Origin of the sequence: Mesorhizobium sp. M2A.F.Ca.ET.037.01.1.1 (assembly GCF_003998075.1) — a bacterium.
Classification (GTDB): domain Bacteria; phylum Pseudomonadota; class Alphaproteobacteria; order Rhizobiales; family Rhizobiaceae; genus Mesorhizobium.
This window is the reverse complement of the sequence record NZ_RZSA01000239.1, coordinates 1-7,545: the sequence shown is the minus strand read 5'-3', so window position 1 is coordinate 7,545 and position 7,545 is coordinate 1. Positions and strand designations below refer to the sequence as shown.

Sequence of the window (7,545 nt, the reverse complement as noted above, 5' to 3'; positions counted from 1 at the left end):
ATGGAAAGGCTGGAGGGACGCCTCGGCTTCCTCGCCACCACCGGCTCGGCCGCGCCCTTCATCGGCCTGTTCGGCACCGTCATCGGCATCATGACCTCGTTCCAGGCGATCGCCGCGTCGAAGAATACCAGCCTTTCGGTGGTGGCGCCCGGCATCGCGGAGGCGCTGCTGGCGACCGCGATCGGCCTGCTCGCGGCCATCCCCGCGGTCATCGCCTACAACAAGCTGTCATCGGACGCGAACAAGCTCGCCGTGCGCATGGAAGGGTTCTCGGACGAGTTCTCCGCCATACTCTCGCGCCAAATCGATGAAAAAGTAGCGCAGAAGGCCTGAGGAACGATCATGGGGATGTCTGCTGCTGGCGCAGGTGGCTCGGGGCGAGGCGGACGCGGCCATAGGCGCCGTGGCCGTCACCATGGCCTGATGTCGGAAATCAACGTCACGCCGATGGTCGACGTGATGCTGGTGCTGTTGATCATCTTCATGGTCGCGGCGCCGCTGCTCACCGTCGGAGTTCCGATCGATCTGCCGGACACGCAAGCCAAGGCGATGAATGTCGATACGCAGCCGATCACCGTCTCGATCGACGCCGCCGGCAAGATTTTCCTGCAGGAAACCGAGATCCCCATCGAGGAACTGGTGGCCAAGCTGCAGGCGATCTCGAAGACCGGCTATGACGAGCGCATCTTCATCCGCGGCGACAAGTCGACCGACTACGGCACGGCGATGAAGGTCATGGCCCGCATTTCAGCCGCCGGCTACAAGAATATCGGCTTGGTCTCGCTGCAGGAACAGGATCAGTAGACGCCAGATGCGCACGGGCCTCACCTCATCGGTGATCTTGCATGCGGTGGCGCTGGCCTTCGGGCTGTTCACGCTGTCGTCGCCACCGGCCATGCCGGCCGCCGACGTGGAGTCGGTGGCGGTGGATATCGTGCCGATGGAGGCCATCGCGCAAACGCTGCAAGGCGACAAGAAGGCGGTCATGCATGACAAGCCGGCGCCGGTTCCGACGAAGCGGCCGGATGTCGTTCCCAATGCCCAGAAGGTCGGCGAGAACACGTCCGACACCGATAAGCCGGTGACGGACGAAGCCAAGCCGAAGCCGGTCGAGAAGACGGCGGCGCCGCCGCCCGCGCCGACGCCAACCGAGAAGCCTGCGGTCGAGGACGTGCCGAAGCCGCAGGAGAAGCCGAAGCCGACGCCCGCGACGGAAGTCGCGCCGACGCCGACGCCGAAGGAAGAGGTCAAGCCCGAGCCGGTCAAGCAGACGGAGCCCAAGCCGACGCCGGCGAAGGAAGCGACGCCGCCGCCCGACAAGACCGCGGCCATCCAGAAGGAAGAGGTCAAGCCGGACGCAGTGGCCGAGGCGATCTCGCAGGACCAGCCGACGGATGAGGCGAAGCTGCCGGATTCAGCGCCCGCGCCGGAAGCACGGCCGAAGCCGCAGCCGCAGCCGGCCCAGGCCGAGAGCGCCAAGGCGCCGGACCGCAAGGACGCCGACAAGCCGGTCAAGGAAGCGTCGTCGAAGCCGAAGTCGGAAGACAAGCAGTTCAACGCCGACGAGATAACGGCGCTGCTCGACAAGCAGAAGCCTTCCGGTGGCGGCGCCAAGCGCTCGACACAGCAGGCTTCGCTGGGCGGCGAGAAGGATCAGGGCCAGAAGCTCTCCAAGTCGGAACAAGGGGCGTTGGAGGATCAGCTCGGCGGTTGCTGGACTCTTCCGGTTGGCCTCGAGGGCTCCGAAAACTTCACCGTGGTCATCCGTTTCAACCTGAATGCCTCCGGCAAGCTCGAGGGCCGCCCGACCGTCGAGAAGTCCAGCGGCAACCCCCAGTTCGACGCCAGCGCGGTCCGCGCCGTGCAGAAATGCGATGTCGCAGGTCTGCAGGTTCCCGCCGGAAAGCAGGACATATGGTCTGACGTTCGCGTCAACTTCGATCCAAGAGCGATGCTTGGCCTGTAGCCTGAGCACCCAAAAAATCAGCAAGAGAAGCGAGAAGACATGAAATCCATCCTCAAGCCGCTCCTGATGGTCGCCGCGATGGCGGCAGGCATAAGTTCTGTCACCACCTTGCCCGCTCAGGCAACTCTTGAGCTGAACGTCAACAAAGGCAATGTCGAGCCGATGCCCATCGCCATCCCTGATTTTCAGGGAGGGCTTGGTCCGCTGATATCGGAGATCGTGACAGCCGACCTGAAACGGTCGGGGCTGTTCGCGCCGATCGACAAGGCCGCTTTTGTCGAAAAGATCACCAATCCGGATGCCTCGCCGCGTTTCGAGGACTGGAAAGTCATCAACGCGCAGGCGCTGGTGACCGGCAGCGTGAGCAAGGAGGCGGACGGCCGCATCCGCGCCCAGTACCGGCTGTGGGATATTTTCGGCAACCAGCAGCTGGCCGGTGAGCAGTTTTTCGCCAACGACGCCAATCAGCGCCGTGTCGCGCACATCATCGCCGATGCGATCTACGAGAAGATCACCGGCGAGAAAGGCTATTTCGATACACGCGTCGTCTTCGTCGACGAATCCGGCGCCAAGAACGCGCGCAAGAAGCGGCTCGCCATCATGGACCAGGACGGCGCCAATGTGCGCTATCTGTCCGACGGCCGCGCCATCGTGCTGACGCCGCGCTTCTCGCCGAACCGGCAGGAAATCACCTACATGTCCTATGAGAGCGGACAGCCGAAGGTGTATCTGCTGCAGATCGAAACCGGACAGCGCGAGTTGGTCGGCAACTTCCCCGGCATGACATTTGCGCCGCGCTTCTCGCCCGACGGCCAGAAGGTGATCATGAGCCTGCTGCGCGATGACGGCAATTCCAACATCTTCGCCATGGATCTGAGAAGCCGCTCGACCACGCGGCTCACTGATTCGACCGCGATCGACACCTCGCCGTCCTATTCGCCGGATGGCTCGCAGGTCGTCTTCACCTCAGACCGCGGCGGCGGCAGTGGCCGCTCGCAGATCTACGTCATGGGTGGCGACGGCTCGAACCCGCACCGCATCTCCTTTGGCGACGGCGTTTATTCGACGCCGGTCTGGTCGCCGCGCGGCGACCTGATCGCCTTCACCAAGCAGAGCGGCGGTGAATTCCAGATCGGCGTCATGAAGACCGACGGCTCGGGTGAGCGCATCCTGTCCTCCGGCTTCCAGCAGGAGGGCCCGACCTGGGCGCCGAACGGCCGCGTGTTGATGTTCTTCCGCGACTCGGGCGGCGGACCCAAGCTGGTCTCGGTCGATCTTACCGGCCGCAACGAGCAGCCGATCCCGACCGCGAACTACGCGTCGGATCCGGCTTGGTCGCCGTTGCTGGAATAGGGAACTGAAGAACTGAGGAATTGAAGAACTGAGGAATCGAGAAGCCCCGGCTCTCAATTTCTTAGTGCCATTTTCCACGGCTTGGTCGCGTTTTGGCCGCATTTCCGCCTACGGTCCGCGCGCATTGTCGATCTTGGTAAATGCGTGGATGCGTAACGGCCGAGGACGGCGGCCGAAACCAAAAATTAACCGTGTTTCTTGAATGCCGGTTAACCCAAACGTGGTTACTGGGTGATCAACGAAATCACTCGAATGCTAAGGAGAGGGCGGCATGGGCCGTATCGCAGCACTTACCAGAAACCCGGCGATGATCGCGTTGGTGGCGGCTCTCGCCATCACCGGTTGCGCGTCGAAAAAGACCCCGAACAGCGCGGCCGATCTCGGGCTCAACGGCGCCGGCGCCGCCACGCCGGGTTCCGCGCAGGACTTCACCGTCAACATCGGCGACCGCATCTTCTTCGACACCGACTCCTCGTCGATCCGCGCTGACGCGCAGACCACGCTGGCGCGCCAGGCGCAGTGGCTCAACCAGTATCGCCAGTACGCGATCGTCATCGAAGGCCATGCCGACGAGCGCGGCACGCGTGAGTACAATCTGGCGCTGGGCGCCCGCCGCGCCGCCGCCACCCGCGACTTCCTGGTTTCCAAGGGCGTCTCCGCAGGCCGCCTGAAGACCATCTCGTACGGCAAGGAGCGTCCGGTCGCGGTCTGCGACGACATCTCCTGCTGGTCGCAGAACCGCCGCGCCGTCACCACGCTGTCGGGCGCCGGTTCCTGATAACAGGCCCCGTGGCCGCCGCTTGGTGCGACGCCACAGGCGGCAAAAATACAACATCGCAAGAATCAAAGGCGGCCTCAGGGCCGCCTTTTTCATTTGCAACGACTTGAAACAAAATTTGGCCGAAGTCTCGGGTCCTGCTATGAGCGCGAGGGCGCTTCCTCCCCCTGTTGGAAAGGCGCATCAGGCCAACACATCCACCGCGAGAGACAGAATGCATTTTAGAACGGTCCTGAGCGGCACGCTTGCGCTGCTGCTCGTATCAAGCCTCACAAGCCTCGCCGCGTCGGCCGACAGCGCCGGACAGGCTTCCGGCAACGGCTTTACCTTTCACCTGCCGACGCTCGGCATCTTCGGCGACAAGAAGAAGCCTGAACAGGCGCAGATCGCGCAGGATAGTGGCGGCGGCGTGACCGGTCTGGAAGACCAGCTGCGCCAGCTGAACGGCAAGATCGAGGAGATGAATTTCCAGATCCTGCAGATGCAGGAACAGATCCGAAAGCAGCAGGAAGACAATGAGTTCCGCTTCCAGCAGCTCGAGGGCGGTTCGCAAGGAGGCGCCAAGCCGGCCGGGCAGAAGAAATCGGAAGCCGCGCCTCAGGACGGAACCGGCAACACCAATCTCGGCGATGCCGGCACCGGGGATTCCGGCACCGGCGACGCCGGAACCGACAATAGCGTCGCGCAGGCTCCGGCGACGCAGGCGCCTGCTGACACCGGCGGGCAAAATGGCGGCGGCAAGACGGTCGGCGACGTCATTGTGGAATCGCAGACCGGCGACCCCGGCAAGCTGATCACCGGCGCGCCGCCGAAGAATTTCGGCACCATCACCGTCGACAAGAACGGCAATGTCGTCAATGCCGAGACCGGCCCGCAAGCCAGCGCGCCGGTGCAGGCTCCCGCGGCCACGGCAAGCGCTCCTTCCGCCGAGACGCCGGCCAAGAAGAACAAGTCCGGCGACACGCAAGTCGCGGCCCTGCCGTCGACCAACGATCCCGACGAGCTCTACCGCAATTCCTACCAGTTCATCTTGTCGGGCGACTATCCAACCGCCGAGCAGGGCTTTCGCGACCATATCTCGCGCTTCCCCAAGGACGCCAAGGCGGCGGACGCGCATTACTGGCTGGGCGAGTCTCTGCTGGGTGAGCAGAAATACCGTGACGCGGCCGAAGTCTTCCTCGCCGCCAGCAAGGAGTACCCGAAGGCCAAGAAAGCCCCCGACATGCTGCTCAAGCTCGGGGTTTCGCTGGTCGGACTGAAGCAGAATGACGTCGCCTGCGCCACTTTCAACGAGATCGGCAAGCGCTATCCCGACGTCTCAGCCACGCTCAAGGAGCGCATCAAGCAGGAAAAGGCGCTGGCGGCGTGCTGACGCCCGATACCAAAGCCGACCTCTCAGACGACCTTTTCTCCGACCTGGACCTTTCGACCGGCGCCGTTGCAGCCGTGTCCGGCGGCAGCGACTCGACCGCCCTGCTCCTCCTTCTCAAAGATCATCTCGACCGGACCGCACCGGGCGCCAGGCTGCTCGCGGTGACGATCGATCATGGCTTGCGGCCGGATTCGGCCACCGAGGCACGGCAGGTTGCCGATTTCTGCGCCGAGCGCGGCGTCGCGCATCGCATTCTCGCCTGGCGCGGCGACAAGCCCCTGACCGGTCTGCCGGCCGCGGCACGCGCGGCGCGCTACAGGCTGCTGGCGCAAGCAGCCGACGCCGAAGGCATCAAGCTGATCCTGACCGGGCACACCGCCGACGACCAGGCCGAGACGGTGCTGATGCGGCAGGCACGCGACGATGACGGCCGCGGGCTTGCCGGCATGGCGCCCGCCACGCTGCATGACTGGCGCACCTGGATCGTCCGGCTGCTGCTCGGCACAAGGCGTGCGGCACTGCGCGACATGCTGCGGCATCGCGACATCGGCTGGATCGAGGACCCGACCAATATGGATGTCCGCTTCGAGCGGCCACGCGTGCGCGCGTCGCTCGCGCAGGGCGAAGGCGAACGGCGCATTGCCGAGGCGCTGGCGCTGTCGGCCCAGGCGGCACGTGAGCGCCACGACATCGGCCGCCGCGCCGCCATGCTCATCGACGCGTTCGCCAGCAGACCGGTTCCGGGTCTCATCCGCCTCGATCGCGATTTCGCTTGGCATGAGGACGGCCAAGCGGCCGTATACGTGCTGCGCATCCTGCTGGCCACGGTTGGCGGCATGTCCTTTCTCGCCGACCAGGCGCGCTGTGCTGAGCTGCTTTCCCGCCTGCAGCTGGGATCGCTTTGCGCTACATTGTCGCGGACGGTGGTCGATGCGCGCCGTACAGGCATTTTCCTTCGCCGCGAAAGCCGCAACCTGCCCGTCCCCGCGCCGCCGGCGGATAATTGGCTTTGGGACAACCGCCGGCGCATCACTTTGAAAGACGGGTCGGGCGATTTGGTGATCGCGCCGCTAGGCCCTGCCGCCGCCAGTAAAGCGCCCTTCAGCGAGGATGTTCCACAGAGCCTTTCACGCGCGGCGCTTGCCGCGGAGCCAGCGCTATGGTCCGGCGGCAAACGCCTTGATTTCGCTGGCGGCGACGCCGGCCGGCAATCGGTGTCGATCGTTCCGGCGGTTGCCCCTTTCGCGCGCTTCCTGCCGTGCTTCGACATTGAACCCGCCACCGCCGTCGCGATGCTTGTCGGAGCGCCGCCGGTGCCGGCGCCGCCATTCCATGGCCATGATGGTGGGCGACGGTGGGCGAAAGCTTAACCGATACGTGCTGTTCTGCTTGGCAAGGGGAGGCGCTCTCCCTATGTTAGGCCCAAGCTTCTCCATCATCGCGGGCCCGCAGGCGGGCTCCAACGGGACAATAGATGAATCCGAACTATCGCAACCTCGCGCTCTGGGCGATCATAGCGGTCCTGCTCATCGCCCTGTTCAATCTGTTCCAGACGCCTCAGACGCGCGGTGCAACGACGGATATCCCCTATTCGCAGTTCCTGCAGGACGTCGCCTCCGGCCGGGTCAAGAGCGTGACCATCGCGGGTGCCCGCGTCTTCGGCAACTACACGGACAACGCCAACGGCTTCCAGACTTATTCGCCGGGCGACCCGTCGCTGGTTTCCAGGCTGCAGGACAAGAACGTCACCATCACCGCCAAGCCTGAGACCGACGGCTCCAACTCGCTGTTCGGCTACCTGATTTCGTGGCTGCCGATGATCCTGATCCTCGGCGTGTGGATATTCTTCATGCGCCAGATGCAGTCCGGCTCCGGAAGAGCGATGGGCTTCGGCAAGTCGAAGGCCAAGCTTCTGACGGAGGCGCATGGCCGCGTCACCTTCCAGGATGTCGCCGGCGTCGACGAAGCCAAGGAAGACCTCGAAGAGATCGTCGAGTTCCTGCGCGATCCGCAGAAGTTCCAGCGCCTCGGCGGCAAGATCCCGCGCGGCGTGCTGTTGGTCGGCCCGCCCGGCAC

General features: G+C 64.5%; 8 protein-coding genes. All 8 read left to right on the top strand.

Annotated elements, in window-relative coordinates:
- On the top strand, positions 1-333 hold a 333-nt coding region (locus EOA27_RS14245; protein ID WP_189562027.1), incomplete at its 5' end, for a MotA/TolQ/ExbB proton channel family protein.
- Positions 334-342: 9 nt separating this feature from the next.
- The gene (gene tolR, locus EOA27_RS14240) at positions 343-804 is read left to right on the top strand and encodes a protein TolR (RefSeq protein WP_042645743.1); all 462 of its coding nucleotides are present in this window, start codon (positions 343-345) and stop codon (positions 802-804) included.
- Positions 805-811: 7 nt separating this feature from the next.
- Positions 812-1,966: an energy transducer TonB gene (locus tag EOA27_RS14235; RefSeq protein WP_127256542.1), complete on the top strand. Its 1,155-nt coding sequence runs from the start codon at positions 812-814 to the stop codon at positions 1,964-1,966.
- 39 nt (positions 1,967-2,005) lie between these two features.
- Positions 2,006-3,319 carry a Tol-Pal system beta propeller repeat protein TolB gene (gene tolB, locus EOA27_RS14230; RefSeq protein WP_126080753.1) on the top strand — a complete coding sequence of 438 codons (1,314 nt, stop codon included), beginning with the start codon at positions 2,006-2,008 and terminating at the stop codon, positions 3,317-3,319.
- Between the two features lie 271 nt (positions 3,320-3,590).
- Positions 3,591-4,097: a peptidoglycan-associated lipoprotein Pal gene (gene pal, locus EOA27_RS14225; RefSeq protein ID WP_126080754.1), complete on the top strand. Its 507-nt coding sequence runs from the start codon at positions 3,591-3,593 to the stop codon at positions 4,095-4,097.
- Positions 4,098-4,311: 214 nt separating this feature from the next.
- Positions 4,312-5,469 carry a tol-pal system protein YbgF gene (ybgF, locus tag EOA27_RS14220; protein ID WP_126080755.1) on the top strand — a complete coding sequence of 386 codons (1,158 nt, stop codon included), beginning with the start codon at positions 4,312-4,314 and terminating at the stop codon, positions 5,467-5,469.
- Entirely contained in the window at positions 5,463-6,839 is a 1,377-nt protein-coding gene (gene tilS, locus EOA27_RS14215) for a tRNA lysidine(34) synthetase TilS (RefSeq protein WP_127256540.1), read from the top strand. Before ybgF ends, tilS begins: the two co-directional genes overlap by 7 nt.
- Before the next feature lie 104 nt (positions 6,840-6,943).
- Positions 6,944-7,545 (top strand): ATP-dependent metallopeptidase FtsH/Yme1/Tma family protein (locus EOA27_RS14210; protein WP_189562026.1); only part of this gene is annotated, 602 nt, incomplete at its 3' end.